Source organism: Serratia nevei (genome assembly GCF_024160145.1).
Classification (GTDB): Bacteria; Pseudomonadota; Gammaproteobacteria; order Enterobacterales; family Enterobacteriaceae; genus Serratia; species Serratia nevei_A.
The window spans coordinates 15,668-41,775 of sequence record NZ_JAMYWQ010000026.1 but is presented as its reverse complement, the minus strand read 5'-3'; the positions used below and the strand labels follow the sequence as shown (position 1 = coordinate 41,775).

At 62.3% G+C, this 26,108-nt stretch carries 24 protein-coding genes; 6 read left to right on the top strand and 18 right to left on the bottom strand.

What is annotated here, in order from left to right; all coding sequences use genetic code 11:
• Positions 1-17: 17 nt before the first annotated feature.
• The 7 genes from gutM to yegS form a co-directional block, all read right to left on the bottom strand.
• Positions 18-374, bottom strand: coding sequence for a transcriptional regulator GutM (gene gutM, locus M6G53_RS17425; protein ID WP_253333303.1), 357 nt, complete (start codon positions 372-374; stop codon positions 18-20).
• 46 nt (positions 375-420) lie between these two features.
• Positions 421-1,200 (bottom strand): sorbitol-6-phosphate dehydrogenase, encoded by a 780-nt coding sequence (gene srlD, locus M6G53_RS17420; protein WP_253333301.1) that lies wholly within the window; start codon positions 1,198-1,200, stop codon positions 421-423.
• A 10-nt stretch (positions 1,201-1,210) separates the two neighbouring features.
• Entirely contained in the window at positions 1,211-1,573 is a 363-nt protein-coding gene (gene srlB, locus M6G53_RS17415) for a PTS glucitol/sorbitol transporter subunit IIA (RefSeq protein WP_021504438.1), read from the bottom strand.
• 22 nt (positions 1,574-1,595) lie between these two features.
• On the bottom strand, positions 1,596-2,576 hold the full coding sequence (gene srlE / locus M6G53_RS17410; protein WP_187322675.1) for a PTS glucitol/sorbitol transporter subunit IIB: 981 nt from the start codon (positions 2,574-2,576) through the stop codon (positions 1,596-1,598).
• 15 nt (positions 2,577-2,591) lie between these two features.
• Entirely contained in the window at positions 2,592-3,140 is a 549-nt protein-coding gene (gene srlA / locus M6G53_RS17405) for a PTS glucitol/sorbitol transporter subunit IIC (RefSeq protein ID WP_253333299.1), read from the bottom strand.
• Between the two features lie 234 nt (positions 3,141-3,374).
• Positions 3,375-4,424 carry a class I fructose-bisphosphate aldolase gene (gene fbaB, locus M6G53_RS17400; protein ID WP_033644067.1) on the bottom strand — a complete coding sequence of 350 codons (1,050 nt, stop codon included), beginning with the start codon at positions 4,422-4,424 and terminating at the stop codon, positions 3,375-3,377.
• A gap of 269 nt (positions 4,425-4,693) precedes the next feature.
• Positions 4,694-5,599 carry a lipid kinase YegS gene (yegS, locus tag M6G53_RS17395; RefSeq protein ID WP_253333296.1) on the bottom strand — a complete coding sequence of 302 codons (906 nt, stop codon included), beginning with the start codon at positions 5,597-5,599 and terminating at the stop codon, positions 4,694-4,696.
• Positions 5,600-5,628: 29 nt separating this feature from the next.
• Here yegS and M6G53_RS25515 point away from each other — a divergent pair, with 29 nt between their 5' ends.
• A complete protein-coding gene (locus M6G53_RS25515; protein WP_301286243.1) occupies positions 5,629-5,763 on the top strand; it encodes a hypothetical protein in 135 nt (44 codons plus the stop codon).
• A gap of 302 nt (positions 5,764-6,065) precedes the next feature.
• Here the strand turns inward: M6G53_RS25515 and trhP are convergent, their stop codons facing one another.
• Together trhP and M6G53_RS17385 are read right to left on the bottom strand one after the other, a co-directional pair.
• Positions 6,066-7,418 (bottom strand): prephenate-dependent tRNA uridine(34) hydroxylase TrhP, encoded by a 1,353-nt coding sequence (gene trhP, locus M6G53_RS17390; RefSeq protein ID WP_253333295.1) that lies wholly within the window; start codon positions 7,416-7,418, stop codon positions 6,066-6,068.
• 301 nt (positions 7,419-7,719) lie between these two features.
• A complete protein-coding gene (locus tag M6G53_RS17385) occupies positions 7,720-8,058 on the bottom strand; it encodes a YegP family protein (RefSeq protein ID WP_253333293.1) in 339 nt (112 codons plus the stop codon).
• A 338-nt stretch (positions 8,059-8,396) separates the two neighbouring features.
• On the opposite strand from M6G53_RS17385, the gene M6G53_RS17380 reads away from it, so the two are divergent.
• On the top strand, positions 8,397-8,660 hold the full coding sequence (locus tag M6G53_RS17380; RefSeq protein ID WP_253333291.1) for an antitoxin: 264 nt from the start codon (positions 8,397-8,399) through the stop codon (positions 8,658-8,660).
• A 3-nt stretch (positions 8,661-8,663) separates the two neighbouring features.
• Entirely contained in the window at positions 8,664-9,053 is a 390-nt protein-coding gene (locus tag M6G53_RS17375) for a type II toxin-antitoxin system VapC family toxin (protein ID WP_047730091.1), read from the top strand.
• Positions 9,054-9,057: 4 nt separating this feature from the next.
• On the opposite strand, the gene baeR is transcribed toward M6G53_RS17375, so the two are convergent.
• From baeR to M6G53_RS17345, 6 genes are read right to left on the bottom strand one after another with little or no spacing between them, the layout of a single operon-like run.
• Positions 9,058-9,774, bottom strand: a complete 717-nt coding sequence (gene baeR / locus M6G53_RS17370; RefSeq protein ID WP_253333289.1) for an envelope stress response regulator BaeR — start codon at positions 9,772-9,774, stop codon at positions 9,058-9,060.
• 9 nt (positions 9,775-9,783) lie between these two features.
• Positions 9,784-11,157 carry an envelope stress sensor histidine kinase BaeS gene (gene baeS / locus M6G53_RS17365; protein WP_253333287.1) on the bottom strand — a complete coding sequence of 458 codons (1,374 nt, stop codon included), beginning with the start codon at positions 11,155-11,157 and terminating at the stop codon, positions 9,784-9,786.
• A complete protein-coding gene (mdtD, locus tag M6G53_RS17360) occupies positions 11,154-12,584 on the bottom strand; it encodes a multidrug transporter subunit MdtD (RefSeq protein ID WP_253333285.1) in 1,431 nt (476 codons plus the stop codon). Before mdtD ends, baeS begins: the two co-directional genes overlap by 4 nt.
• 10 nt (positions 12,585-12,594) lie before the next feature.
• Positions 12,595-15,675 carry a multidrug efflux RND transporter permease subunit MdtC gene (mdtC, locus tag M6G53_RS17355; protein ID WP_253333283.1) on the bottom strand — a complete coding sequence of 1,027 codons (3,081 nt, stop codon included), beginning with the start codon at positions 15,673-15,675 and terminating at the stop codon, positions 12,595-12,597.
• On the bottom strand, positions 15,672-18,791 hold the full coding sequence (locus M6G53_RS17350) for an MdtB/MuxB family multidrug efflux RND transporter permease subunit (RefSeq protein ID WP_253333281.1): 3,120 nt from the start codon (positions 18,789-18,791) through the stop codon (positions 15,672-15,674). The genes mdtC and M6G53_RS17350 overlap by 4 nt, the downstream gene beginning before the upstream one ends.
• Positions 18,791-20,029 carry an MdtA/MuxA family multidrug efflux RND transporter periplasmic adaptor subunit gene (locus M6G53_RS17345; RefSeq protein WP_253333279.1) on the bottom strand — a complete coding sequence of 413 codons (1,239 nt, stop codon included), beginning with the start codon at positions 20,027-20,029 and terminating at the stop codon, positions 18,791-18,793. The genes M6G53_RS17350 and M6G53_RS17345 overlap by 1 nt, the downstream gene beginning before the upstream one ends.
• A gap of 273 nt (positions 20,030-20,302) precedes the next feature.
• On the opposite strand from M6G53_RS17345, the gene M6G53_RS17340 reads away from it, so the two are divergent.
• On the top strand, positions 20,303-21,256 hold the full coding sequence (locus M6G53_RS17340) for an aldo/keto reductase (RefSeq protein ID WP_100396702.1): 954 nt from the start codon (positions 20,303-20,305) through the stop codon (positions 21,254-21,256).
• Between the two features lie 68 nt (positions 21,257-21,324).
• Positions 21,325-21,942: a pyridoxamine 5'-phosphate oxidase family protein gene (locus M6G53_RS17335; RefSeq protein ID WP_253333277.1), complete on the top strand. Its 618-nt coding sequence runs from the start codon at positions 21,325-21,327 to the stop codon at positions 21,940-21,942.
• Here M6G53_RS17335 and M6G53_RS17330 read toward each other — a convergent pair.
• Both M6G53_RS17330 and yegD read right to left on the bottom strand, forming a co-directional pair.
• Positions 21,939-22,505, bottom strand: coding sequence for a GNAT family N-acetyltransferase (locus M6G53_RS17330; RefSeq protein WP_102984290.1), 567 nt, complete (start codon positions 22,503-22,505; stop codon positions 21,939-21,941). The two genes, M6G53_RS17335 and M6G53_RS17330, sit on opposite strands and share 4 nt — an antisense overlap.
• A 51-nt stretch (positions 22,506-22,556) precedes the next feature.
• Positions 22,557-23,909: a molecular chaperone gene (gene yegD, locus M6G53_RS17325; protein ID WP_253333275.1), complete on the bottom strand. Its 1,353-nt coding sequence runs from the start codon at positions 23,907-23,909 to the stop codon at positions 22,557-22,559.
• A gap of 164 nt (positions 23,910-24,073) precedes the next feature.
• On the opposite strand from yegD, the gene alkA reads away from it, so the two are divergent.
• Positions 24,074-25,564 (top strand): DNA-3-methyladenine glycosylase 2, encoded by a 1,491-nt coding sequence (alkA, locus tag M6G53_RS17320; protein WP_100396705.1) that lies wholly within the window; start codon positions 24,074-24,076, stop codon positions 25,562-25,564.
• Between the two features lie 12 nt (positions 25,565-25,576).
• Here the strand turns inward: alkA and M6G53_RS17315 are convergent, their stop codons facing one another.
• Positions 25,577-25,930, bottom strand: a complete 354-nt coding sequence (locus tag M6G53_RS17315; protein WP_253333273.1) for a DNA-binding protein — start codon at positions 25,928-25,930, stop codon at positions 25,577-25,579.
• Positions 25,931-26,108: the final 178 nt, after the last annotated feature.

Below are 26,108 nucleotides of genomic sequence, written 5' to 3'. Positions count from 1 at the left end.
CTTTTAATGTGAAAATATCACGATTTGGGTTTAATCGCTAACGATAGTGCAGACCGGCATGCGCGATCCTCGGGGAAGATCACATCCGGGCGCAAATCCCGCTGATGCAAACCGTGCAATCGAGGCAGCGGGCGGGGCCGGGCGAAAACGGTCAGGCCGCGCAGCAACAGGCTGCCGCACACCCGCCGATCGGCGTCGAAGGCCAATGCCAGCACCACCCGCGGGCGGAAACGGCCGCCGGAGCGGCCAACGCCGACGGCGCCCAGCCGGCACAGGCCGTCGAAGGCGCGGTTGAAGCGCTGCAGTTGCCACCAGCCGAAGGCGATTTGCAGCAGCCAGGCCAACAGCGCGAAGGCGATCAGAGCTTGTGTCATGGGGTTCTCCTTAAGCCCCCTTCGGCGGAAGGGGGCGTCGATGGCGTCAGAACATGACCTGGCCGCCGGTGATGTTGATCGACTGGCCGGTGCAGTAAGAGGCCTTGTCGCTGGCGTAGAACAGCAGGGTGTCCAGCACGTCCTGGTAGTCGCAGCCGCGCTTCAGCGGCACCTTGTCGATGTAGTACTGCTCCACCTGATCCGGCGCGATGCCCAGCTTTTGCGCGTACTGCGGCAGCAGCGACTGGAACATCGGCGACTTCAGCAGGTTGCCGAGCATCAGCGAATGCACGGTAATGCCATACTCCGCCAGATCGAGCGCCAGCGACTGCGTCAGCCCCACGCCGCCGAACTTGGCGGCGCTGTAGCCGGAGTTGTGCTTGCTGCCGACCTTGCCGGACTTGGAGTTGATCTGAATGATGCGCCCGGCGATGCCGTCGCGGATCATCAGGCGCGAGAACTCGCGGGCGCAGAGGAAATAGCCCACCAGGTTCACCTGCAGCGAGCGATCGAAGTCGCCCAGCGGGAAATCGGTGATCGGCGCCGCCTTGGCGATGCCGGCGCTGTACACCAGCAGGTTGGCCTGGCCGAACGCCCGGTCAACCGCCGCCGCCAGCGCGATCACGCTCTGCTCGTCGGTGGCGTCGGCCTGAAAACCGCAGGCGCAGCCCGCGCCAAATTCCTCGTTGATCTGCTGTGCCACCTGATTGGCATTGCCGGCGTTCAGATCGGCCACCGCCACCCGATAACCGGCCTGCGCCAGCCCGTGGGACAAAAAGGCGCCTAACGTTTGGCCGCCGCCAATCACTACAGCTACTTCAGACATGGTCTACTCCTTATGCGATAAATGACAGCGTGCTGCCCAACGGGATATCGGTCGGCGTCGGGCCGGATACGTGGATCGAGCCGGGGAATTCGGCTTCGGCTTCGCCGTCGAAGCGCACGGTGATGTGGCCCAGTTCGCGCAGGTTCTGCGTGGCAACGCTGCCGACGGCGGTGATGGCGTAGCGCCGCTGCGCCAGCTCCATCACGCCGCCGACCTGCAGCTCACCGGCGGTCGCGCCGTGGCGGTGGATGAAGCAGAACTCTTCGATATCCGCCGGCGCGCCTTCACGGAAGGTGATCAGCATGTTGTCCAGCAACGCGTCGCGGGCGCAGCCGCCGATCTGCGTGATGGTGGTGTGAAAAATGGTGTGCATAAACGTCTCCCTGGAAATCAGCTTATTGATAAATAAAGGCCGAGGCGGCCCAGGCGATCAGCACCGTCGGCGCGCCGGTCAGGAAGCGGCCGACCAGTACCGAGGGTACGCCGACCCGCACGGTGTCCTGCTTGGCTTCCGCCAGCGACAGGCCGACCGGAATGAAGTCGCAGGCGGCCTGCGCGTTGATGGCGAACAGCGCAGGCAGCGCCAGCTGCGGCGGAATATGGCCGAGGCCGATCTGCACCCCGACCAGCACGCCGATCACCTGGGCGATGACCGCGCCGGGGCCGAGGAACGGCGACAGCAGCGGGAATGAGCAGATCAGCGCCAGCGTCACCAGGCCGATCGGGCTGTTGGCGAGCGGCGTCAGGCCGTGAGCGATAAAGTCCCCGAGGCCGGAGGCCATGATGATGCCGATCAAGGCCGAGACGAATGCCATAAACGGCAGGATGGTCTTCAGCACGGTGTCGATGGTGTCGCGCCCGGCCTGGAAGAACACCGCCACCACCGATCCCATGCCCATGCCGACCTTCGCCAGCAGCCCGTCGCTTTGCTCGGTGATCTTCTTGCTGGTGTCGTAGTCGCGCGCCTTGGGCGACGCTGCAACGGCGGCGGCGGGCTGGCTATCTGCCGCTTCGATTCGGCTGATGTTGTGGTCGCGCACGCCGGAGACATAGATGTCTTCGAGGATAAACTGCGCCAGCGGGCCGGACTGGCCGGTGGCGTGGATGTTGACCGTCGGAATGCGGCGTTTCGGGTACAGGCCGCAGCGCAGTGTGCCGCCGCAGTCGATCACCGCCACGCCGATCTCTTCCGCCGGCGGCTCGCCCTCTTTGAAACCGTCGACGGCCGGCCAGCCGGTCAATTCGCTGAGGCGATCGACGATCGAAGGCCGGGTGCCGGCGGTGATGTACACCACTTTCTTGCCGGGCTCTATCGGCAGCTCCAGGGGGCCACCCCAGCCGCTGGCGCCTTTTTCAATACGGATATAAGCACTCATGCTGCACTCCACGAATTAAAGTTGCACCTGGCGATCCAGACGGATGCCCATCTTGCGTTCGAACAGGCTGGTGGTCAGATCGGTGACCCAGCCGCGGAAGAAATTGGTGAACAGCCCCACCAGGAAATAGCTCACCGCCAGCGGGCCGAGCGGCAGGCCGAGGGTGGTCAGGCCGCTGGCGATGCCGAGGTAAACGAACAGCTCGCCGGGATTGATGTGCGGGAACAGGCCGTTCATCGAGTGGCAGCTGTAGGAGGCCGCCGCGTAGTAGCTCGGCTTGTATTTCTCCGGCATGAAGCGCCCCAGGCTGAGGGTCATCGGGTTGCAGAAGACAAAGGTGCCGATCAGCGGCAGTAGCAGATAACGCGCGACGGGGTTGCCCGCGCAGCGCTGCGCCAATCGTTCGATACGTTCCTGGCCAACAAATTTGATCAGCGCGTTCATGATTACTAACAGGCTGATCAACAAAGGTAAAATGCCGGTCACCATGCCGACAAACACTTCACCGCCTTTCTGAAACAGGCCGATAAACCACTCGGCGCCGTGGGTGATTAGCTCAATCATTATGTTCTCCTGTAATGGACTGATATGGCCTGGAGCGAACGGCGGCTCTGTCGCCATGGGCCTTACAGTAGTCACTTTGTTGGGCTATTTGTTTTAAATAGATCACAATTTGAAAGATAAATATTTTATTTTGAAAGTTTAAAATGAAAGAAAGAGAAGGTCTGTGGCATGAGGGGGAGAACGTGGGCACAAAAAAGCCCGGCGAGCCGGGCTTGGGACAGACGGTCTGTCACATCAGGCGATGGTGACCTTCTTGTCCAGGTAGGCGTCTTGCACGGCGTTGATCAGCGCCACGCCGTCTTTCATCGATTTCTTGAACGCCTTGCGCCCCAGGATCAGGCCCATGCCGCCGGCGCGTTTGTTGATCACCGCGGTGCGCACCGACTCCTGCAGGTCGTTCTCACCGGCGGCGCCGCCGGAGTTGATAAGCCCGGCGCGGCCCATGTAGCAGTTGGCCAGCTGGTAGCGCACCAGATCGATCGGGTGATCGGTGGTCAGCTTGGTGTAGACGCGATCGTCGGTATAGCCGAATTTCACCGCGCGGTAGCCGCCGTTGTTTTCCGCCATTTTCTGTTTGACGATGTCGGCGCCGATGGTGGCGGCGATGTGGTTGGCCTGGCCGGTCAGATCGGCGCTGGAGTGGTAGTCCACGCCATCCTTGTTGAACGCCGGGTTGCGCAGATAGGCCCACAACACGGTGACCATGCCCAGCTCATGCGCGCGCTCGAAGGCGATCGAGATCTCTTCGATCTGGCGGCGCGACTGCTCGGAGCCGAAGTAAATAGTGGCGCCGACCGCCACCGCGCCCATGTTGAACGCCTGCTCGACGCTGGCGTACAGAGTCTGATCGTACTGGGTCGGGTAGCTCAGCGTTTCGTTGTGGTTGAGTTTGACCAGGAACGGAATTTTATGCGCGTAGCGGCGCGACACCGATGCCAGCACGCCGTAAGTGGAGGCGACGCAGTTACAGCCGGCTTCAATCGCCAGCTCGACGATGTTCTTCGGATCGAAATACAGCGGGTTGGCGGCGAACGAGGCGGCGGCGGAGTGCTCGATGCCCTGATCGACCGGCAGGATCGACAGGTAGCCGGTGCCGGCCAGGCGGCCGTGGTTGAACAGGGTTTGCATCGAACGCAGCACGCTGTTGGGACGGTTGTTATCGATCATTACGCGGTCGACGAAGTCGGCGCCCGGCAGGTAGAGATTCTCGGCGGGGATAGTGGTACAGCGGTGTTGCAGCAGATCTTCCGCTTCCTTTCCTAGCAACTGCACAATATCAGTCATGATTCACTCCCGATTAAGCTTCTTCATACACCGGCAATGCAAGGGTTTTTGACCACCGGCGCAGTAAAAAAGCGGTGATTGAAGCTGTAAAGCGATACTACCGAACTTGATCCGGCAAGGACAAACAATAGATGCGATTGAGAGGAAATGCCATTTGCGAGGCCAAATACGCGGGGACGATCGCCCCCGGCGCGCTAAGCGATTGATTATTGGATACCGAGCTCGACATTTTGATCCAGCGACGGGCGCAGCGGCTGCGCCCGACAAAGTCAGCCCAGCAGGGCGCAGTTAGGCGGCAGGCGGCATTCGATGGCCTGTGGCAACACTTCGATGCGGAAATGCCGGCCCTTGAGCGGCTCGCCGTCGAGGTTGAAGGTCATCTCATGCGGCGCGTCGATCTCGAGCCACGGCAGCGCCGCGCTAAGGATGCTGTTGCTCTCTTCGTCGTTGAACAGGGCGGCGACCAGCGCCGGCAGCAGCTCATCGGCGATCAGCAGGCGCAGCTGCAGCAGGCCGTCGTTGATCAGTGCACTGGGGCACAGCTCCTGGCCGCCGCCGGCCTGTTTGCCGTTGCCGATGCCGATCACCAGCGCGTCGCCGGCCCAGCGGAAGTCCGGCCCGCGGATTTCACAGCGGTCGGCCTGCAGCGTATCCATGCGCAGTAAACCGTGAACGAAGTAGGACACGCCGCCCAGCGCCGCCTTCAGCTTCTCCGGCGTTTCGGTGGTGATGCGGGTGCCGAAGCCGCCGGTGGCCATGTTGATGAAGTAGCGCTCGTCGTTGACCTTGGCCAGGTCGATCGGTACCGTACGGCCCTTGATCGCCAGCTGCAGCGCCAGTTCCGGCGACGGGGGAATGTTGCAGGCCATGGCGAAGTCGTTGGCGGTGCCGAGCGGCAGGATGCCGAGCACCGGCCGGTTGTGCGCCGGCAGCTGCACCAGCGCGGCGGCCACTTCGTTGATGGTGCCGTCACCGCCTCCGGCGACGACGGTGCCGACGCCGAGCTGCGCAGCTTCCGCGACGTAGCGCGCGGCGTCGCCGTGCTCCCAGGTGACGCGCACGTGCAGCGTGATTCGCTCTGCGCGCAGCCGTTTCACCGCTTGACGCAGCTCTTCGTTACCGGCGCCCTTGCCGTTGAGAATAAGCAGGGCGGGTGCATGTGGGTGTTGAGGCATTGCCGTTATCCTCCGGCGGAAAACCAAGCATGCCTCAAGATAAACCAGCCGCCGTCGCCAGGCCATCAGAATATTCAGCTAATTCCGCTTATTTCTCGCTGCTCAATGAATATGACGGCAGTGCGAATTTATCTGAATTTTACATGGCAATAACAGCAGTGTAATGAAGAAATGATTAATCGTTATAGCGTTATTTATATATCGATGTGAGGTTGTTATTTTTATTAAAGCGGATAACGGGAAAAGGTAATAGAAATAGCCGCATTGATAAAAATGGGGTAACCCTATAAAGAAAAAGCCAGCCCAAGGGAGATTGGGCCGGCTAAGGAGGTGGTTCCTAGTATTGCTATGCAAATATTTTCGTTGTTCGTTTTAAGCAGCGTGATAGTAACTAAGCTGCGCGCACATTGATGTGATCCAATTCTAATATTTGCTAAAAATTGCCGCCAAGTGGCGGCGATTCATTTTACACTCCGGCGCTATTTTCTTCCGCCAAATTGCGGATCAGCAACGCATAATTGAGATCGATATCCTGCGGGATCGGCAAATAAACGATATGGCTGTTGCCCGGCGCCACCTCAATCGGCTCGCCTTTCTTATTTTGCATGCTTTCGAGGGTGAAGACCACGTTGCCGCCCGGCGTCATCATTTCGACGCTGTCGCCGAGCGCGAACTTGTTCTTCACATCGACTTCCGCCCAGCCATTATGGCGCACGCCGGTGAATTCGCCGACGAACTGCTGGCGCTCGGAGAGCGAGGAGCCGTAGTCGTAGTTCTGCTGGGCTTCGTGGACGTGGCGGCGCAGGAAGCCTTCGGTGTAGCCGCGGTGCGCCAGGCCTTCCAGCGTGGTGAGCAGGGTCGGATCGAACGGCTTGCCGGCGGCGGCGTCGTCGATGGCGCGGCGGTAGACCTGGGCGGTGCGGGCGCAGTAGTAGAAGGACTTGGTGCGGCCTTCGATCTTCAGCGAATGCACGCCGAGCTGCGTCAGACGCTCCACGTGCTGGATGGCCCGCAGATCCTTGGAGTTCATGATATAGGTGCCGTGCTCGTCTTCGAAGGCGCTCATATATTCGCCTGGTTTTTGCGCTTCAGACAGCATGAACACCTTATCGGTCGGCGCGCCGATGCCCAGCGTCGGCTCGACGGTTTGCACCGGGATCGGCTCGTGCAGGTGCACGATATTGCCGGTGTCGTCCTCTTTGCCTTCCTCCGCCTTGTACTGCCAGCGGCAGGCGTTGGTGCAGGTGCCCTGGTTGGGATCGCGTTTGTTGATGTAGCCGGACAGCAGGCAGCGGCCGGAGTAGGCCATGCACAGCGCGCCGTGGACGAAGATTTCCAGCTCCATGTCCGGCACTTCGGCGCGGATCTCGGCGATCTCTTCCAGCGACAGCTCGCGCGACAGGATCACGCGGGTCAGCCCCATTTGCTTCCAGAACTTCACCGTCGCCCAGTTCACCGCGTTGGCCTGCACCGACAGGTGGATGTCGATCTGCGGGAAGGCTTCGCGCACCATCATGATAAGGCCGGGATCGGACATGATCAGCGCATCCGGCCCCATATCGATCACCGGCTTCAGATCGCGCAGGAAGGTTTTCAGCTTGGCGTTGTGCGGGGCGATGTTGACCACCACGTAGAACTTTTTGCCCAGCGCGTGGGCTTCGTTGATGCCCTGCGCCAGATTCTCGTGGTTGAACTCGTTGTTGCGCACCCGCAGGCTGTAGCGTGGCTGGCCGGCGTAAACCGCATCGGCGCCGTAGGCGAAGGCGTAACGCATGTTTTTCAGCGTTCCGGCCGGGGAGAGAAGTTCCGGTGTAAACATAGTGGGTCTCGGTCTGATTTCAGGTCAGTATACCTCTGTCTTTCGAACTGCAGCGTTGTTGGCTGTATTCGCTCACTCCAGTCACTTGGTTGACCAAGCTCCTGGAGACTCACGAACTTGCCGCCTAGCTGCCGTATGAAAGCCAGTGGGTATATCGCGCCCCAGATGGCGCAGTAAAAGCGGGGGATTGTAGCCGCAGCGCGGCAAGAAATCAGCAGTTAACCGGATTTATTCAAGGGAGATTGATCCCGGTCAAACGGAAAACGCGCGATGGCGGCCACCGCGCGGGCGAAACGGGGGATCAGGCGCTCAAATCGCGGATATCGGTGGTCGGGCCGTTTTTCATCACCGACTGGATACCGTTTTTGGCCGCGCTTTCGGCGCTGTACATTTCGCTGACGCCGATCACCTGATGGTTCTTGGCCTTCAGCACAAAATAGGGCTGATTGCTGGTGCTGTGCTTCAGTTCAAACTGCGCCTCGTGCGGCGAATTGGTCTGCACCGAGGCGATGCCGTTCTCCGCCGAGGCTTTGCTGGCGTACATCTCGCTGGTCAGAATGATCTCACCGTTACTGGCTTTCAGGTTGAAGTGGTACTGACCGTTCTTTGCTTTTTTCAGCTCGTAATGACCGATTGCCATGGTTCTTCTCCTGTAGGTTCCGATTCGTGCTGTAAGTGTAGCCAATCGCTTGAAAATCGGCGGCTAAACCTCACCGCAGATTAGTCGAAAAAATGCGCGTTTTTTTTGCGTCGGCGCGGAGTTTTCATCCGAGCAGCCCAGCGCCGCACGGGAAGCTAAGGGAAGGCGTGGTGATTGCGCAGTGCGCCGCATAACAAGGGGAACAGGGTTTCACCCCGTGAGATTGTGCGTTACGGTTTGGCCGTTTCGTCAATGTGGATGAAAAATGATCGATACATCTTGGCATCGACACGCTACAGGCATATGCTTTGGCCTATGCCTGCTGTGGAGGTGTCGAGATGGAAAGAATCGCAAAGCTGTTTAAAAACGGCAGAAATCAGGCGGTGAGGTTACCGGTGGAATTTGAATTTGATACGGATCGTGTCTATATCCGTCGCGATCGGGAGGGCAACGTGATTTTATCCAAATATCCGGCAAAGCCGGACAGCTGGGCACCGCTGCTGAGCATTATCGCCCAAACGTCGGTGCCGCAAGAGTTTCTTGGCGCGGAAGATCGTCAGCAAGGGGTTGCAGACCGCGATCCATTCTCAGAGGAAGAGTAGGCGATGTACATGTTTGATACCAACACCGTCAGCCACTTGTTTCGGCAGCATCCGCAGGTGCTTAACGTCATGGAAAAGCTCCCGCCTTCTGCCGTATGTATTTCCAGCGTCACGGAGGCGGAACTGCTTTACGGTGTGGCTAAACGGCGGAACAAGGCGTTGCAAAGCATGGTCGAGGCCTTTCTTGCCGCGGTGACGGTCTATGCATGGGATAGTGAGGCCGCCCGCTGCTACGGTGAAATGCGCGCGAACATGGAGAGAAAGGGCAAAATCATGGGCGCGCTGGATCAACTGATCGCCGCTCACGCGCAGAGCCGCGGCGCGACGTTGGTGACCAACGATCGCGCATTCGCCATGGTGCCCGGGTTGGCGGTCGAAGACTGGACGCGCTGATCCCCTAAACCCCATTCACCAGCCGGCAGGGATCGGCTTCCCAGCGGTAGCCCACGCCGTATACCGAGCGGATAAAGGATTTCTCCCCGTCGATCAGCTCCAGCTTGCGGCGCAGGTTTTTGATGTGGCTGTCGATGGTGCGATCGGTGACCACCCGATAGTCGTCATACAGGTTGTTCAGCAGCTGTTCGCGTGAAAACACGTTGCCAGGCTGGCTGGCCAGCGTTTTCAGCAGGCGGAATTCCGCCGGCGTCAGATCCAGCAGCTGCCCCTGATAGCTGGCCTGGAAACGCGGCTCATCGATGTGCAGCAGATCGTCTTCGCGTGCATTTTCCTGCGGCCGGTAGCTGCGGCGCAGGATGGTTTTCACCCGCGCCACCACTTCGCGTGGGCTGTAGGGTTTGCAGATGTAATCGTCGGCGCCGATTTCCAGCCCCAGCAGGCGGTCGATCTCTTCGATTTTCGCCGTTACCATCACGATTGGCACGTCGCTGAAACGGCGCAGCTCGCGGCACACCGTCAGCCCGTCGGCCCCCGGTAGCATCAGATCGAGCAAAATCAGCGCCGGCGGATGCTGGTGCACGGCCGGTACCACCTCGTTGCCGTTGGTCAGCCAGTGGGTGGCATAACCCGCCGCCTGCAGGTAATCCACCAACAGCTGGCCCAGCTTGGGCTCATCTTCAACAATCATGATCTGCACGGGTTGATTCTGCATATCCATCAGGGCGCCTTATTTTTTTATCGGGGTAGCAAACTCTACTGTAATGCGCACGCCGCCTAAAGGCGAATGCTCGGCGCGGATTTTCCCGTCATGCGCTTCCACGATGTTGTGGCAGATCGCCAACCCCAGCCCGGAACCGCCGCTGGCGCGGTTGCGGGAGCCTTCCGCCCGGTAGAAACGTTCGAAAATGCGCGTCAGTTGTTGATCGCTGATGCCCGGCGCGCTGTCCTGCCAGTAGAGGAACAGCCGCCCCGGCTGCAGCTCGGCGCTGATTTCCAGCCGGCCGCCGGCGTCGGTGTAGCGCAGGCTGTTTTCCAGCAGGTTATTGAACAGCTGATTCAGGCGATCGGGATCGCCGAACAGCGGCGCCTGGGGCGGCAGCTGCGTGACGATCTCCAGCCCTTTGGCGCGGAAGCGCTCGCGGAAGGCGGCGACGGCGATCTGCAGCAGGTGCATGCAGTCTACCGACGATTTGCGATAGGCCAGCGCGCCGAGATCGGAGAGCGAAAGCTGGTGCAGATCGTCCACCAGCTTGGTCAGGGTGGACACCTCGGCCTGCAGCGAGCTGAGCGACGCCGGCGTCGGCTGGCGTACGCCGTCTTGCAGCGCCTCCAGCTCGCCGCGCAGCACCGCCAGCGGCGTGCGCAGCTCGTGCGATACGTCGGCCATAAAGGCGCGGCGCATCTGTTCGTTTTTCTCCAGCGAGGTGGCCAACTGGTTGAAGTCGTGCGCCAGCCTGCCCAGTTCATCCTGGCTGCTGACCGTCACACGGGTGGTGAAATCGCCCGCCGCCAGGCGGTGGGTGCCCGCCACCAGGCGCTTGACCGGGGCCAGCATGCCGCGCGACAGCAGCCAGGTCACCGCCGCCGCCAGCAGGGTAGAGAGCGCGACGATAATCCAGCTGGTGCGCCGCTGCTGGCGATCGAAGTTGATGTCGGTATTGCGCGTCAGGCGCTCGACCGGCGTGGTGATCACCCAGCCGACGATCTCGTTGTTGTAGCGGATCGGGTGGCGCGGGCCCTCTTTCGGCACCGGCCCGGAGTGCCCCACCAGGCGGTTGAACTGGCTGTCCACCACCCAAAATTGGGTGCGCCAGCCCTTGGGCGGCAGGTTATGACTGCTGTCGCTGTTCTGTTCGAACGAACGCATGATCTGGTAGATCACCTGATCGTTGTTGCGCAGGAATATCCAGTTGCCGTGGCGGCTGTATTGTTCCTCCAGCGCTTCGCTCAGCATGTTGATGCGCTGCTCGTTGCTGTGCTTGATGTAGTCGATAAAGCCGCGTTCAAAGCTGACGCGCACCCCCCAATGCATGGTGATCAACACCAGCATGCAGGCGGCGAAAATGGCCAGGAACAGTTTCCCGGTAATACCTATCTTCATTGCAACCTCGTTGAGCCGGTGCCCGGCTCTTTGGTCAGCGTGCGGTTGGGCGCGCTATCGGCCGGCACGCGCGCGAAGGCCAGTGCGGGCAGGGCGATAATCAACGCCATACAGCAGTAGCTGTAAATAAATGCGCTGTGGATGGCCGGGCTGTCGGCCACCACCTGGTGATGGGCGAAGCTGCCGATCAAGATGCCGGCAAGGCTGACGCCGAGGCTCATCGACAGCTGCATGACCATCGACAGCAGGCTGTTGCCGCTGCTGGCCAGCCGGTCCGGCAGGTCTTTCAGCGTCAGGGTGTTCATCGCCGAGAAGCGCAGCGAGTTGACCATCCCCTGGAAGAACAGCACCACCGGCAGCAGCCACAGCCAGCCGAGTATCGCCGCCAGCAGGAAACTCAGGCTGACCAGCGCCAGCAGCAGCGTGGCGGCCACCAGTACGTTGCGGTAGCCGAAGCGGTTGACCACCCGTACCACGATGCGCTTCATGCCCATGCTGCCGATGATCATCGGGATCATCATCAGCCCGGCGTGGAACGGCGTGAAGCCCATGCCCACCTGCAGGAACAGCGGCGTCATGAACGGCAGCATGCCGCTGCCGATGCGCCCCAGCAGGCTGGCCAACAGCCCGATTTTGTAAGTCGGGGTGCGCAGCAGCCGCAGCGAGAACAGCGCGCGGCTATTGCCGTAGGCATGCCAAACATACCCCAACAGTGCCGCCACGCCCAGCGCGACCAATCCGGCGATGGCGCTGCCGGACAGCCCCATGCCTTTGTGGCCGTCGAGCGCCAGCGTCAGTGACGCCATGCCGATCGCCAGCAGAATAAAGCCGCCGAGATCGAAACGACGGGTCTGCATTTGGTAGTTGGGCATCAACAGCAGCGTGGCGATGGCGCCCACGATGCCCACCGGGATATTGATCAGGAAAATCCAGTGCCAGCTGGCGTATTGCACCAGAAAGCCGCCCAGCGCCGGCCCCATCAGCGGGCCGATCTGGCCCGGCAGCGTCACGAAGGTCATCGCCGCCATGTACTGCTCGCGCGGTACGATTTTCATCACCGTCAGGCGGCCGACCGGCACCATCATCGCGCCGCCGATGCCCTGAAGCACGCGCGAGGCGATCAGTTCGTTCAGGGTTTCCGAACGGGCGCACAGCAGGGAACCGAGAGTGAACAGCACGATGGCGCTGAAAAACACCCGCTGTACGCCGACCTTGTCCGCCAGCCAGCCGCTGGCCGGCAGCGTCACCGCCACCGTCAGCACATAGGAGACGATCACCGACTGCATGCGCAGCGGATTTTCCCCCAGGCTGGCGGCCATCGAGGGCAGGGCGGTGTTGACGATAGTGGTATCCAGCGTCTGCATAAAGAAGCCGAATGCCACTATCCAGAGTTGCCAGCGCACCGTGGCGGCGTGTTTCATCAGCATCGGTCGGCCATTAATGGGGCAGCGGGGCCAGTTGCTTGTTGCGGCGGAACTTCGCCTGCAAGCGGTCGAAGTAGAGATAGACCACCGGCGTGGTGTACAGCGTCAGCAGCTGGCTCATCACCAGGCCGCCGGCGATGGTGATGCCAAGCGGCTGGCGCAGCTCCGCACCGTCGCCGCTGGCCAGCACCAGCGGCAGCGCGCCGAACAGCGCCGCCAGCGTGGTCATCATGATCGGCCGGAAACGCAGCAGGCTGGCCTGGAAAATCGCCTCGCGGGCGCTGATGCCGCCGTTGCGCTGCGCCTCGAGCGCGAAGTCGACCATCATGATGGCGTTTTTCTTCACGATGCCGATCAGCAGCATGATGCCGATCAGCGCGATCAGGCTGAACGGCGCGCTGAACAGCTCGAGCGCCAGCAGCGCGCCCACGCCCGCAGATGGCAGCGTGGAGAGGATGGTCAGCGGATGGATATAGCTCTCGTACAGCACGCCGAGCACGATGTACACCGTGGCGATCGCCGCCAGGATCAGGATCACCTGCGATTTCAGGGTGTCCTGGAATACCTGGGCGGTGCCGGCGAAGGCGCCGCGCACCGTGGACGGCACGCCGAGTTGAGTCATGGTGCGGGTGATGGCGTCGGTGGCGTCGCCCAGGCTCGCATTGAGCGGCAGGTTGAACGAGATGGTGGAGGCGGCGGACAGCCCCTGGTGGTTGACCGCCAGCGGCGTGTTGGCCGGCTGCCAGTGCGCGAAGTAGGAGAGCGGTATCGCCTTGCCTTCGCTGTTGATGATGAACATTTTGTCCAGCGAACTCACGTCCTGGGTATAGGGCGGCGCCACCTCCATCACCACCTTGTACTGATTGAGCGGCTGATAGATGGTGGAGATTTGCCGCTGGCCGAAGGCGTTGTTCAGCAGGTTGTCGGCGTCGGACACCGCGATCCCGAGACGTGCCATGGTATCGCGATCGTAAATCAGATCCATTTCCGAACCTTTATCCTGCTGATCCGAGTTGACGTCCGCCAGCTCCGGCAGGGCGGCCAGCGCGGTGCGGATTTTCGGTTCCCAGGTGCGCAGCGCGCTCAAATCGTCCGACAGCAGCGTGTACTGGTAGCTGGCATTGGCCTGCCGGCCGCCGACGCGGATATCCTGCACCGCCATCAGGTACAGGCTGGCACCGGGCTCTTTCGCCAGTTTGGCGCGCAGACGGGTGATGACCTGCTGCGCATTGTCTTTGCGTTCGGAGAGCGGCTTGAGCGAAATGAACATCGAGCCGCTGTTGGTGCGCGAACCGCCGGTGAAGCCGGTGACGTTGTCCACTGCCGGATCGTCGCGCACGATGGTCATGAAGTCTTGCAGTTTCTGGCGCATCGCCTGGAACGAAATGCTCTGATCGGCCTGAATCGATCCCACCAACCGGCCGGTGTCCTGTTCCGGGAAGAAGGTTTTCGGAATGCTGATATACAGCCAAACGTTGAGCGCCACCGTGGCGCACAGGATTGCCAGCACCCAGCGGGCATGACCGAGCACCCAGTGCAGCGAGCGGCCATAGCCCTGCTGCAGTTTCAGCAGCACCTTGCCGAAACCGCGCACGCGCGACTGCGCGTGTTCGGGTTGCCGGCGCAGCAGGTAGGCGCACATCATCGGCGTCAGCGTCAGTGAGATGATCAACGACAGCCCGATCGACACCGACAGGGTGACGGCGAATTCGCGGAACAGGCGCCCCGGCAGCCCCTGCATCAACAGCAGCGGGATGAACACCGCCACCAGCGACATGCTCATCGACAAAACGGTAAAGCCGACCTCGCGGATCCCCTGCAGCGCCGCCTGTAAAGGCTTAAGGCCGGCTTCCACGTGACGGGAGATGTTTTCCAGCACCACGATGGCGTCATCCACCACGAAACCGGTAGCGATGGTCAGCGCCATCAGCGACAGATTGTTGAGGCTAAAGCCGCACAGGTACATGGCGGCGAAGGTGCCGATCAGCGACACCGGCACGGCGACGGCGGGGATTAGCGTCGCGCGGCCGGAGCGCAGGAAGGCGAACACCACCAGGATCACCAGCGCGATGGCGATGACCAGCGATTGCTCCACCTCCGCCAGCGAGGCGCGAATGGTCGGCGAACGATCCTGCGCGATGTTCAGCTTGATCGAGGCGGGAATGCTGGCCTGCAGGCCGGGCAGTTCGGCGCGGATGCGATCGACGGTGGCGATGATGTTGGCGTCCGGCGAACGGCTGACCACCAGCAGGATCGCCGGCTGGGCGTTGGTCATCCCGGCGTTGCGCACGTCCTGCACGGAGTCGATGACGTCGGCGACGTCGCTCAGCCTGACGGCGGCGCCGTTGTTGTAATGCACGATCAGCGGTTTGTAGCCCTCGGCCTTCTTGATCTGATCGTTGCTCTGGACCTGCCAGCGTTTGTCTTCATTTTCCACGGCCCCCAACGGCGTGCGCAGGTTGGCGTTGCTGATGGCCTGGCGCACGCTGTCCAGCGACACGCCCTGGTTAAACAGCGCGGAAGGATTCAGCTCTACCCGCACCGCGGGCAGCGAACTGCCGCCGACGGTGACGTCGCCGACGCCCTCGGTTTGGGCGATTTTCTGCGCCAGCTGGGTGGAGGCGAAGTCGTACAGTTGCCCCTGGCTGTAGGTGTCGGAGGTGAGCGTCAGGATCATGATTGGCGCGTCCGACGGGTTCATCTGCCGATAGGTGGGGCGGCTTGGCATGCCGGAAGGCAGCAGGCTTTGCGCGGCGTTGATCGCCGCCTGTACGTCGCGCGAAGCGCCGTTGATGTCGCGGCTGAGATCGAACTGCAGCACCACGCGGGTGCTGCCGAGCGAGCTCATCGAAGTCATCTCATTGACCCCGGCGATGCGGCTGAGCGCGCGTTCCAGCGGCGTGGCGATCGACGTCGCCATGGTTTCCGGATCGGCACCCGGCATGGTCGCGGTGACGGAGATCACCGGGTAATCCACCTGCGGCAGCGGCGCGACGGGCAGCAGGCTGAAGCCCAGCGCGCCCGCCAGCGCTATCGCCAGCGTCAGCAGGGTGGTGGCGACCGGCCGGAAGATAAACAGCGAGAAGAATTTCACGGTGTCTCCCGCGCTTCTTCTTTGGCGTGGGTGTTGCGCGCCAGTTTATCGAACAGCAGATAGATAACCGGGGTGGTGAACAGCGTCAGGATCTGGCTCATGATCAGGCCGCCGACCATACAGATGCCGAGCGGCCGGCGCAGTTCCGCGCCGACGCCGGTGCTGAGCATCAGCGGCAGCGCGCCGAGCAGGGCGGCCAGCGTGGTCATCAGGATTGGCCGGAAACGCAGCAGGCAGGCCTGATAGATGGCGTCATAAGGCTTCATGCCCTGCTCGCGTTCGGCGGCCAGGGCGAAGTCGATCATCATGATGGCGTTTTTCTTCACGATGCCGATCAGCAGGATGATGCCGATGATGGCGATCACGTCCAGCTCGCTGCCGGCCAGCATCAGCGCCAGCAGCGCACCGACCCCGGCGGTCGGCAGGGTGGAGAGGATGGTGACCGGATGGATAAAGCTTTCATACAGCACGCCCAGCACGATATACATCGCCACCACCGCCGCCAGGATCAGCCACAGCGTGCTGCCGAGCGCGGCCTGGAAGGCCAGGGTCGCGCCCTGGAACTTGGTGGTGATGTCTTTCGGCATCGCCAGGGTCTTCTCGACCTGGGTAATGGCGTTGACCGCTTCTTCCAGCGAGTAGCCCTCCGCCACGTTGAAGGAGACGGTGGTCGCCGGGAACTGATCGAGATGGTTGATCGCCAGCGGCCCGTTGCGCTGTTCGATTTTGGCGAGGGTATTGAGCGGCACCACGGCGCCGCTGCTGCTGGTCAAGCGGATGTCGTTCAGCGCCGCCAGCCCCGGCGTCGCCTGCACGTCATGCTCCAGCACCACGCGGTACTGGTTGGCCTGGGTGTAGATGGTGGAGATCAGGCGCTGGCCGAAGGCGTTGTACAGCGCGCTGTCCACGTCGCTCATCTGGATACCGAGGCGCGAAGCCGAATCGCGATCGACATTGATATAGGCTTCCAGCCCCTGATCCTGCCAGTCGCTGCTGACGTCCTGCAGCTCGGGCGTTTGCCGCAGTTTGTCGACCAGCTGCGGCACCCACTGGCTGAGCTGCGTGAGCGACATCGCCTGCAGGGTGAACTGATACTGAGTGCGGCTCACCTGGGTGTCGATGGTCAGATCCTGCACCGGCTGCAGGTAGAGCTTCAGGCCGGGCAGCGACGCCGCTTTTTCCTGCATGCGGTCGATGATGCTCTGCAGGCTGCCGCTGCGCTCGCTCAACGGCTTCAGGTTGATCTGCAGCCGGCCGCTGTTGAGGGCGGCGTTGGTGCCGTCGACGCCGATAAACGAGGTCAGGCTTTCTACCGCCGGATCTTGCAGCACCTGCGCGGCGACCTGCTGCTGCAGCACCGCCATTTTGCTGAACGACACCGACTGCGGCGCCTCCAGCGTGCCCTGGATCAGGCCGTTGTCCTGAATCGGGAAGAAGCCTTTGGGAATGAACAGATAGAGCAGCACGGTGACGGCCAGGGTGCTCAGCGCTACGCACAGCGTCAGCCACTGGTGGGCCAGCACGACCTTCAGCCAGCGGCCGTAGCCGGCGATCACCCGCTCGAAGAAGCGCTCCGAAGCGGCGGAGAAACGGTTTTGTTTGCGCAGCGACTCATGGTTCAACAGGCGGGCGCACATCATCGGCGTCAGCGTCAGCGACACCACGGCGGAGATCAGAATCGCCACCGCCAGCGTCACGGCGAACTCGCGGAACAGGCGGCCGACGATATCGCCCATGAACAGCAGCGGGATCAGCACCGCCACCAGCGAGAAGGTCAGCGAGATGATGGTGAAGCCGATCTCGCCGGCCCCTTTCAGCGCGGCGTCGAGCGGTTTTTCGCCTTTCTCGATGTAGCGCGAGATGTTCTCGATCACCACGATGGCGTCGTCCACCACGAAGCCGGTGGCGATGGTCAATGCCATCAGCGTCAGGTTGTTGATGGAGAAGCCGAGGAAATACATGGCGGCGAAGGTGCCGACCAGCGACAGCGGTACCGCCACGCTGGGGATAATGGTTGCCGGCACGTTGCGCAGGAAGACGTAAATCACCATCACCACCAGCGCGATCGCCAGCAGCAGTTCGAACTGCACGTCGCTGACCGAGGCGCGAATGGTGGTGGTGCGGTCGGTCAGCACCTTGACGTCGACCGACTTGGGCAGGCTTTTAATCAAGGTCGGCAGCATGTCGCGGATGCTGTCGGCAGTGGTGATGACGTTGACGCCGGGCTGGCGCTGAATGTTCAGCACGATCGCCGGTTGCTTGTTGGCCCACGCCGCCAGCCGGGTGTTTTCCGCCCCTTGCTCCACGGTGGCGATGTCCTGCAAGCGGATCGGCGCGCCGTTTTTGTAGGCGACGATCAGCCGCCGATACTCATCGGCGGATTTCATCTGATCGTTGGCGGACAGGGTGACCGATCGGGCCGGGCCATCCAGACTGCCTTTGGCGGAGTTGACGTTGGCGGCCGTGATGGCGGTGCGCACGGTTTCGCTGTCGAGCCCGTTGGCCGCCATGGCCGGCGCGTTGAGCTTCACGCGCACCGCCGGGCGCTGGCCGCCGGAAAGGGTGACCAGGCCGACGCCGGTCACCTGGGAAATTTTCTGCGCCACGCGGGTTTCCACCATATCTTCCACCTGGGTCATCGGCATGGCGGTAGAGGTGACGGCCAGCGTCAGGATCGGCGGATCGGCGGGGTTAACCTTGCTGTAGATCGGCGGATAGGGCAGATCGGTCGGCAGCAGGTTGGTGGCGGAGTTGATCGCCGCCTGCACCTCCTGCTCGGCGATATCCAGCGACAGCGCCAGCTGGAACTGCAGGGTGATCACCGAAGCGCCGCCGGAGTTTTGCGACAGCATCTGCTTGAGGCCGGACATCTGGCCGAACTGGCGCTCGAGCGGCGCGGTGATGGCGGAGGTCACTACGTCCGGGCTGGCGCCGGGGTACAGCGTCACCACCTGAATCGTCGGGTAATCGACCTCCGGCAGGGCGGAAACCGGCAGTGCGCGGTAGCCGATGATCCCCGCCAGCAGGATCGCCACCATCAGCAGCGTGGTGGCGACCGGGCGCAGAATAAACAGGCGGGACGGGCCGCCGCCGGGATTCGGCGTCATCACCTGCATCAGGCCTTCTCCCGCTTGGCGTGCGGCGCTGCGTTGCCGCCGGCCGCTTTGGCCTGCGGCGTCACTACCTCAACCTTCATGCCTTCCGTCAGTTGATCGATGCCGTCGGTCACCACGCGTTGCCCGGCGTTCAGGCCGCTGGCGATCACCACGTTCTGGCTGTCTTCAATGCCGACGGTGACCAGGCGCTTGCTGACCTTGTTTTCCTCGTCCATCGTCCAGACGAAGTTGCCTTCGTTGCCCATCTGCACGGCGGCGGTCGGCACCACGATGGCGTTTTGCAGCGTGGCGACTTTCAGCCGCGCATTGACGAACTGGTTAGGGAACAGCGCATCGTCCTGGTTGGCGTATTGCGCCTTCAGCTTGATGGTGCCGGTGGTGGTGTCTATCTGGTTATCCAGGCTGAGCAGGTTGCCCTGCGCCAGCAGGGTTTTGTTGGTGCGCCCCCAGGCTTCGACGCTGACCGGCCCGGCTTTCTGCGCCTTGACTATCTCGCTGATATTGCTTTCCGGTAAGGTGAACACCACCTCGATCGGATGCGTTTGTGTGATCACCACGATGGCGGTGGTGCCGCTGGTGATGTAGTTGCCCATGTCAACCTGCTTGAGGCCCACGCGGCCGGAGATGGGGGCAATGATCTTGCTGTAGGTCAGCTGAAGCTGGGCGCTGTCTACCGCGCCCTGATCGGCTTTGATTGACCCTTCGGTCTGCTGCACCAGCGAGGCCTGCGTGTCCAGTTCCTGCCGGGAAATCAGGTTGGTTTTCACCAGTTGCTGGTAGCGGGCCAGATCGCGCCGGGCGTTAACCAGGGTGGCCTGATCTTTCGCCAGTTGCCCCTGAGCCTGGGTCAGCTGCACCTGGAAGGGGCGCGGATCGATCTCCGCCAGCAGATCGCCGGCCTTCACCTGCTGCCCTTCGGTGAAATGCAACGTCATCAGCTGGCCGTCGACCCGGCTGGTGACGGTAACGGTATTGGCGGCGGTGACGGTGCCCAGCCCGACCAGATAACTTGGCACGGATTGCTGAGTGGCCGTGGCCACCTGCACCGGCGACAGATTGCCGCGCCGTTTGCCGCCGCTCGCCCCCTTGGCGCCGCCGGCAGGGCGGGCGGCCGCAGGCGTTTCGGCGGCCGGCGGCGCGGCGTTAAAGTGACGCCAAATCAGCACGGCGACAATGGCCACGATGGCGGCAACCAGCAGGCGCAGCATCAGGGAACGACGTTGGGGTTTTGCATTCATGGCGGCGAAAATTCTCTCCAGAGGACAACCGTGCGGGCACGCATTGCCACAAAAGTGACACTCCTTACAGAATACTAGTTTAGCCAGCCAAAGCGGCATAAAAATGAAGGAAATAAGGAGGAACCGTCAGCATTTTCCGAATAAGTTAACGATTGTTGCCTACTCTGTTTATAAGCGTTGGGTTTTAACTTATAGCCAATGCGTTTTAACGACTTTCTGTATTTGGCGCTAATAATTAACGAGCGAATTATTTAACCCATGGAGCCTCTATCAATGAGCAAAAAACAACTGGGCCGTTCGGGCATTCAGGTGCCGGCGTTGACCTTCGGCGGCAACGTGTTCGGCTGGACGGCAGATCAAGCGACCTCTTTCAGCCTGTTGGATGCGCTGGTGGACAATCAGCTCAACTTTATCGACACCGCCGACGTTTATTCCAGCTGGGCGCCGGGCAATCGGGGAGGCGAATCGGAAACCGTTATCGGCGAATGGCTCAAGAAGAGCGGCAAGCGCGACCAGGTGATCATTGCCACCAAGGTGGGCAAACCGATGGGCGAAGGCAAACAGGGGCTATCGCCGCGCTATATTCAGCAGGCGGTGGAGGATTCGCTGCGCCGCCTGCAAACCGATTATATCGATCTTTACCAATCGCACGACGATGACCGCGATACGCCGTTGGAAGAGACGCTGGCGGCGTTCGATGCGCTGATCAAGGCCGGCAAGGTGCGGGCGATTGGCGCCTCCAACTATCAGGCGGATCGCCTGGAAGAAGCGCTGCGGGTGAGCGAAAGCAACGGATTGGCGCGCTACGAAACCCTGCAGCCGGAATACAATCTGTATGCGCGCGAAGGGTATGAAGCCGAGCTGGAGGGCGTGGCGCAGCGCCATGGTCTCGGGGTGATCAATTTCTTCGCGCTGGCCAGCGGTTTCCTGACCGGCAAATATCGTAGCAAAGCGGATGAAGGCAAAAGCCAGCGCGGCGATCGCATCGTCGAACGCTACCTTAACCCGCGCGGCTTCCGCATTCTGGCGGCGCTGGATCAGGTGGCCGGCAAGCACGGCACCTCCCCGGCGCAGGTCTCGCTGGCCTGGCTGATTGCGCGCCCGAGCATCACCGCACCGATCGTCAGCGCCACCTCGTTGCCGCAGCTGGATGAGTTGGTCAGCGCCACGCGCCTGACGCTGGATGAGGACGACATCCAGGCGCTGAACCACGCCAGCGCCGGGTAAGGCGCGTTACCCGGCGGCGATTATGCTCTATGCTGAAGGGGTCAACATGGCCCATTCAGGAAACCGCAATGTCTGGTGATACCATCAACGACCTCGCGACGCTGGAACAGCTGTACGGCAAACCCGGCGCCCCCTCGGTTTTTAAAGAAGTCAGCTATATCCACCCGGCGTACCGCCCGTTTATCGAGGCGGCGCCGTTTGCCGCCCTCTCGACGGTCGGGCCGGACGGCATGGATGTCTCGCCGCGCGGCGATCCGGCCGGTTTTATCCACATCGAAGACGAGAAAACCCTGCTGCTGCCGGATAGGCGCGGCAATAACCGCATCGATAGCCTGCGCAATATTCTGCACGACAACCGGGTGGCGCTGCTGCTGCTGATCCCCGGCATTGGCGAAACGCTGCGGATTAACGGGCGGGCGGAGATCGTGGTGGCGCCGGCGGTGCTGCAGCGCTTCGCCCACCGCAATCAGCTGCCGCGTTCGGTGTTGCGCATTCGGGTGGAGGCGGTGTTCTTCCAGTGCAGCCGGGCGATCTTGCGTTCGGGACTTTGGGAAAAGGGCAGCCGCCTCGAACGTTCGGCGCTGCCCAGCCCCGGCCATATTTTGGCCGCGGTGAGCCAAACGCGCTTCGACGGTGAGGAGTACGACCAGGCGCTGCCGCAGCGGCTGAAGGATACGCTGTATTAATCGCCGCGGCGTTCGCGCCACGTTTGCCGGTTCAGCCGGTACAAGACATGTTTTTGCAGCGGGTGCCCCGCCGGCAGGCGCGGGTGCAGGAAGGTTTCGCCGTCAAAGTGCATGCCGATGCGCTCCATCACCCGGCGCGACGGCTGGTTATCTTCGGCGGTGAAGGACACCACTTCCGGCAAGTGCAGCGTGTCGAAGGCACACGCCAGCGCAGTGCGTGCCGCTTCAGCGGCGTAGCCGTTGCCCCAGTGGGCCGCCGCCAGCCGCCAACCGATCTCCACGCAGGGGGAGCAAGGCAGATCGTCGCCCGGCCGCGCCAGCCCGACAAAACCGATAAAGGGCGCGCCGCCTTTCACTTCCACCGCCCATAGCCCCCAGCCATGTTGCTGCATGAAGGCGCGGATGCGTTCGGCCTGCGCGTGGCTTTCTTCGGCCGTCATCGTCGCCGGGAAATAGCGCATCACCTGCGGATCGGCGTTAAGCGCGGCGAAGGCCGGCAGATCGTCGTCGCGCCAGGGGCGCAGCCGCAGCCTGTCGCTGTCGAGGGTAAGGATGGTTGACATGATGCATAGCCTCCAATGAGCAAGGGCGCGGCGAGCCGCGCCCTTGGGCCGTCAACGGAACAGCATTTGCGCCCAGCGCGCCAGCCCGGCGGTGACCGAGCCGAAGTCGTTGCCGCCGACGATCGGAATGCCCGGCAGCTGCTGTTGCAGCGCGGCGCGCAGCAGCGGCGAACGCGCGCTGCCGCCGGTCAGGTAGATCACCTGCGGCGCGGTCTGGCTGCTGGCCAACGCGGCGCTGACCTGCTCCTGGATGCGCATCAACGGCTGCGAGATGGCGTCGGCGAGCTGATCCTGGCTGATGCTTTCCGCCAGATCGGCCTGGACGAAGCTGAGCGGCGCGCTGATGGCGGTTTGGCCGGACAGGGCTATCTTACTCTCTTCGGCCGCGCGCACCAGTCGGTAGCTCAGGCGCTGCTGGTACACTTTCAGCAGGCGTTTGACCTTTTCCGGCTCCGCCGCGTCGAGGATCAGATCGCGCAGCACGCGGCCATTGGCGGCGCTGTAGAAGTCGTTTTGCGCCGGTACGTCGTTGGTCGCCACCGCGTTCCAGTAAGGCAGCGCCGGCAGGGCGATGCCTTTCCCTGTTTCGCCGCCCAGGCCGAACAGCGGCATCAGCTGTTTGAAGGCCAACATGATGTCCAGATCGTTACCGCCGACCCGGCAGCCGCTGTGGCCCAGCAGGCTCTGCTGACGATCGGCGCGGTCGCGCCACTGCGGGCCCATCAGCAGCACCGAGCAGTCGGTGGTGCCGCCGCCGATGTCCACCACCAGCACGGTTTGCTCTTCACTCAGCGTCGCCTCGAAGTCCAGCCCTGCCGCCACCGGCTCGAACTGGAATTCAATCTCTTTGAAACCGGCGCGTTCGGCGGCGCGCTGCAAAATGCCCTGCGCCTGCCGGTTGGCCTCTTCGCCGCCGATGCCCTGGAAGTTGATCGGTCGGCCGATCACCGCTTGATCGATACCGGCCTGCAGCACGTTTTCCGCCTGGCGTTTGATGTGGAACATCATGGCGCAGACCAGGTCTTCGAACAGGGCGATCTGCTGCGGCTTCAGGCCGTTGGCGCCGAGGAAAGACTTCGGCGAGCGCACGAAGTACACCTCTTCCGGATCTTCCATGTAGTGCGCCAGCGCCTGCAGGCCGAACAGCACGCTGTCGCCGCCGACCGGAATGTCTTCTTCGCGGTTGTAACTGATGGCGCGGCGCAGCAGCTGCTGGTTTTCTTCGCTGCCGGTCGGTATCTGCCAGTGGCGGTGCAGGCACTCGCTCACCGCTTCGCGGGTCGGCGCGCACAGCATCGAAGGCAGATACGGCTCGTTGTTTTCCAGCGTCAGCAGCTCGGGGCCGTGGTCGCGCATCACCGCGACGGAACAGTTGGCTGTCCCATAGTCGAATCCAATAAACATCTCTTTTTTGTCCCCATGCCAATGAAGGGGGGCGACTTTACCCGAGACGAGGCCGGTGGGCAATGCGCTGATGCGCGAGTGTTGAAAAATTTAGCGGGCGCGGCATCGGCATGCTTAACTTAATGTCCGAATTCCGCACGTCAGCGCGCCAGCCGAGCCCCATAATGCAGAAAAAACCGAACCCGAGCGTTGCCATGAATACCCAACAGCAAGCGTTGTACGACGCGCTGCGCGCGCGTGACCGCAAATTCGACGGCCGCTTTTTCGTCGGCGTCTCTTCCACCGGCATTTATTGCCGCCCGGTGTGCAGCGCCCGCACGCCGAAGCTGGAAAATTGCACCTTCTATCCGAGCGCGGCGGCGGCCGAGCTGGCGGGCTTTCGCCCCTGTCTTAAATGCCGGCCGGAACTGGCGCCCGGCCTGGCGCTGATCGATCTGGGCAACCGCTATGCACAGGTGGCGGTGCAGCTCATCGAGCAGGGCTATCTGTCCGAACACAGCTGCGAAGCGCTGGCGGCGCGGCTCGGCATTTCCGATCGCCACCTGCGGCGTATCTTCGCCGAGCAGTTTGGCGCTTCGCCGATCGATTACGCGCAGTCGCACCGGCTGCTGCAGGCCAAACGCCTGTTGGCGGATACCGATCTGCCGCTCAGCGAAGTGGCATTCGCCGCCGGTTTCGGCAGCCTGCGGCGTTTCAACGAGCTGTTCAAGGCGCGCTATCGCCTGATTCCGTCGGCGCTGCGCAGCGGCGGCGCGCGCGGTGAACGGGCCGCCGCCAGCGGCCTGGTGTTCCACCTGGGCTATCGGCCGCCCTATGACTGGGATCGCATGCTGAACTTCTTGCAGGCGCGCGCCGTGCAGGGCGTAGAGCGGGTCGAGGGCCGCCGCTATCTGCGTTCGATCTCAGTCAGCCAGGGCGGTACGGAGTATTGCGGCTGGCTCAGCGTGCAGCCGGAAGAAGCGCGCAACCGGGTCAGGGTAGAGATCGCGCCGGCGCTCAGTTTGGTGACGACGGAGGTGCTGCGCCGCGTACGCTTGCTGTTCGATTTGGACGCCGCGCCGGATCGCATCAATGAGGCGCTGGGTTCGCTGGCGGCCGATGCGCCGGGGCTGCGCTTGCCGGGCTGCGTAAACAGCTTCGAGCAGGCGGCGCGTGCGGTGCTGGGGCAATTGGTCAGCGTGAAAATGGCGGCAACCTTCGCCGGGCGGATGGCCGAACGTTGGGGAGAACCGCTGGCGGCGCCGCACGAGGGCATCACCCACGTTTTCCCTAGCGCCGAACGGGTGGCGCAGCTGCAGCCCGAAGCACTGCGCCCGCTCGGGGTACAGCTGAAGCGCGCGGCGGCGCTGATCGAGATCGCCCGCGCGCTGGGCGAAGGGCGGCTGCAGCTCGATAACGTGCTGGATATCGAACAGGGCATAAAGGCGCTGACCGCGCTGCCGGGCATCGGCAGCTGGACCGCCAGCTATATCGCCATGCGCGCCTGGTCGTGGCCGGACGTGTTCCTGGCCGGCGATTACCTGATCAAACAGCGTTTCCCCGGCATGACGCCGCGCCAGATCGAACGCTATGCCGAACGTTGGCGCCCGTGGCGCTCTTACGCCACGCTGCACCTGTGGCACAACGACGGTTGGGCACCGGAAGGGGAGGAGTGAGGCGCATTCGGGCTAGCGCGGGGCGTCGATCAGCTGCAGCAGGCGGCTCATGCCTTCGCGCATCAGGAACGCCAGCAGCTTTTCCCGCTCGGCCGGCGTCAGATGGTAGTAATATTCGATCCAGACCCGCACCGGATCCTGGCGTTTGATGTCGTAGTCCGGATGGTCGGCCTCGCGCAAGGCCGACAGGCTGCGCGCACCGAACGGCAGGCTGTCGATATGGTATTCCAGCGCTTTACCCTGCACGCCGCTGCGGCGGCGGCTGATCCAGCCTTCGCGCCGGGCCATCAGGTTGACCCCTTGCGGGGTTGAAGGCAGCCCCGCCTTACCCATCAGTTCCCTGGCGGAAAACCATTTCTTTTCCATAGTCCCTTATCTCTGAGCTATCACATGTCGAGGAAAATCAACGGATACGTCGATGTCCGCATGGGAGCTCCATCTTACTTAATCGTTTAAGCTTCAGGTGTTATTTATATCACTAATCTCGCATGGGTTAACATAATGTGAAAGACGGGACGTGCAGCGCTGCCCGGGAGACGGCAGC

Coding starts and splice junctions, on each gene's coding strand:
- yegD (WP_253333275.1), bottom strand. CDS start 23,909: ATGTTTATTGGATTCGACTATGGGACAGCCAACTGTTCCGTCGCGGTG.
- mdtD (WP_253333285.1), bottom strand. CDS start 12,584: ATGCTGATGAAACACGCCGCCACGGTGCGCTGGCAACTCTGGATAGTG.
- srlE (WP_187322675.1), bottom strand. CDS start 2,576: ATGAGTGCTTATATCCGTATTGAAAAAGGCGCCAGCGGCTGGGGTGGC.
- M6G53_RS17345 (WP_253333279.1), bottom strand. CDS start 20,029: ATGAATGCAAAACCCCAACGTCGTTCCCTGATGCTGCGCCTGCTGGTT.
- yegS (WP_253333296.1), bottom strand. CDS start 5,599: ATGCCTCAACACCCACATGCACCCGCCCTGCTTATTCTCAACGGCAAG.
- M6G53_RS25515 (WP_301286243.1), top strand. CDS start 5,629: ATGCCTCAAGATAAACCAGCCGCCGTCGCCAGGCCATCAGAATATTCA.
- M6G53_RS17350 (WP_253333281.1), bottom strand. CDS start 18,791: ATGCAGGTGATGACGCCGAATCCCGGCGGCGGCCCGTCCCGCCTGTTT.
- trhP (WP_253333295.1), bottom strand. CDS start 7,418: ATGTTTACACCGGAACTTCTCTCCCCGGCCGGAACGCTGAAAAACATG.
- baeR (WP_253333289.1), bottom strand. CDS start 9,774: ATGGATATGCAGAATCAACCCGTGCAGATCATGATTGTTGAAGATGAG.
- M6G53_RS17330 (WP_102984290.1), bottom strand. CDS start 22,505: ATGTCAACCATCCTTACCCTCGACAGCGACAGGCTGCGGCTGCGCCCC.
- alkA (WP_100396705.1), top strand. CDS start 24,074: ATGCAGAAAAAACCGAACCCGAGCGTTGCCATGAATACCCAACAGCAA.
- M6G53_RS17375 (WP_047730091.1), top strand. CDS start 8,664: ATGTACATGTTTGATACCAACACCGTCAGCCACTTGTTTCGGCAGCAT.
- srlA (WP_253333299.1), bottom strand. CDS start 3,140: ATGATTGAGCTAATCACCCACGGCGCCGAGTGGTTTATCGGCCTGTTT.
- M6G53_RS17385 (WP_253333293.1), bottom strand. CDS start 8,058: ATGGCAATCGGTCATTACGAGCTGAAAAAAGCAAAGAACGGTCAGTAC.
- gutM (WP_253333303.1), bottom strand. CDS start 374: ATGACACAAGCTCTGATCGCCTTCGCGCTGTTGGCCTGGCTGCTGCAA.
- M6G53_RS17335 (WP_253333277.1), top strand. CDS start 21,325: ATGTCTGGTGATACCATCAACGACCTCGCGACGCTGGAACAGCTGTAC.
- baeS (WP_253333287.1), bottom strand. CDS start 11,157: ATGAAGATAGGTATTACCGGGAAACTGTTCCTGGCCATTTTCGCCGCC.
- M6G53_RS17380 (WP_253333291.1), top strand. CDS start 8,397: ATGGAAAGAATCGCAAAGCTGTTTAAAAACGGCAGAAATCAGGCGGTG.
- M6G53_RS17315 (WP_253333273.1), bottom strand. CDS start 25,930: ATGGAAAAGAAATGGTTTTCCGCCAGGGAACTGATGGGTAAGGCGGGG.
- fbaB (WP_033644067.1), bottom strand. CDS start 4,424: ATGACTGATATTGTGCAGTTGCTAGGAAAGGAAGCGGAAGATCTGCTG.
- srlB (WP_021504438.1), bottom strand. CDS start 1,573: ATGCACACCATTTTTCACACCACCATCACGCAGATCGGCGGCTGCGCC.
- srlD (WP_253333301.1), bottom strand. CDS start 1,200: ATGTCTGAAGTAGCTGTAGTGATTGGCGGCGGCCAAACGTTAGGCGCC.
- M6G53_RS17340 (WP_100396702.1), top strand. CDS start 20,303: ATGAGCAAAAAACAACTGGGCCGTTCGGGCATTCAGGTGCCGGCGTTG.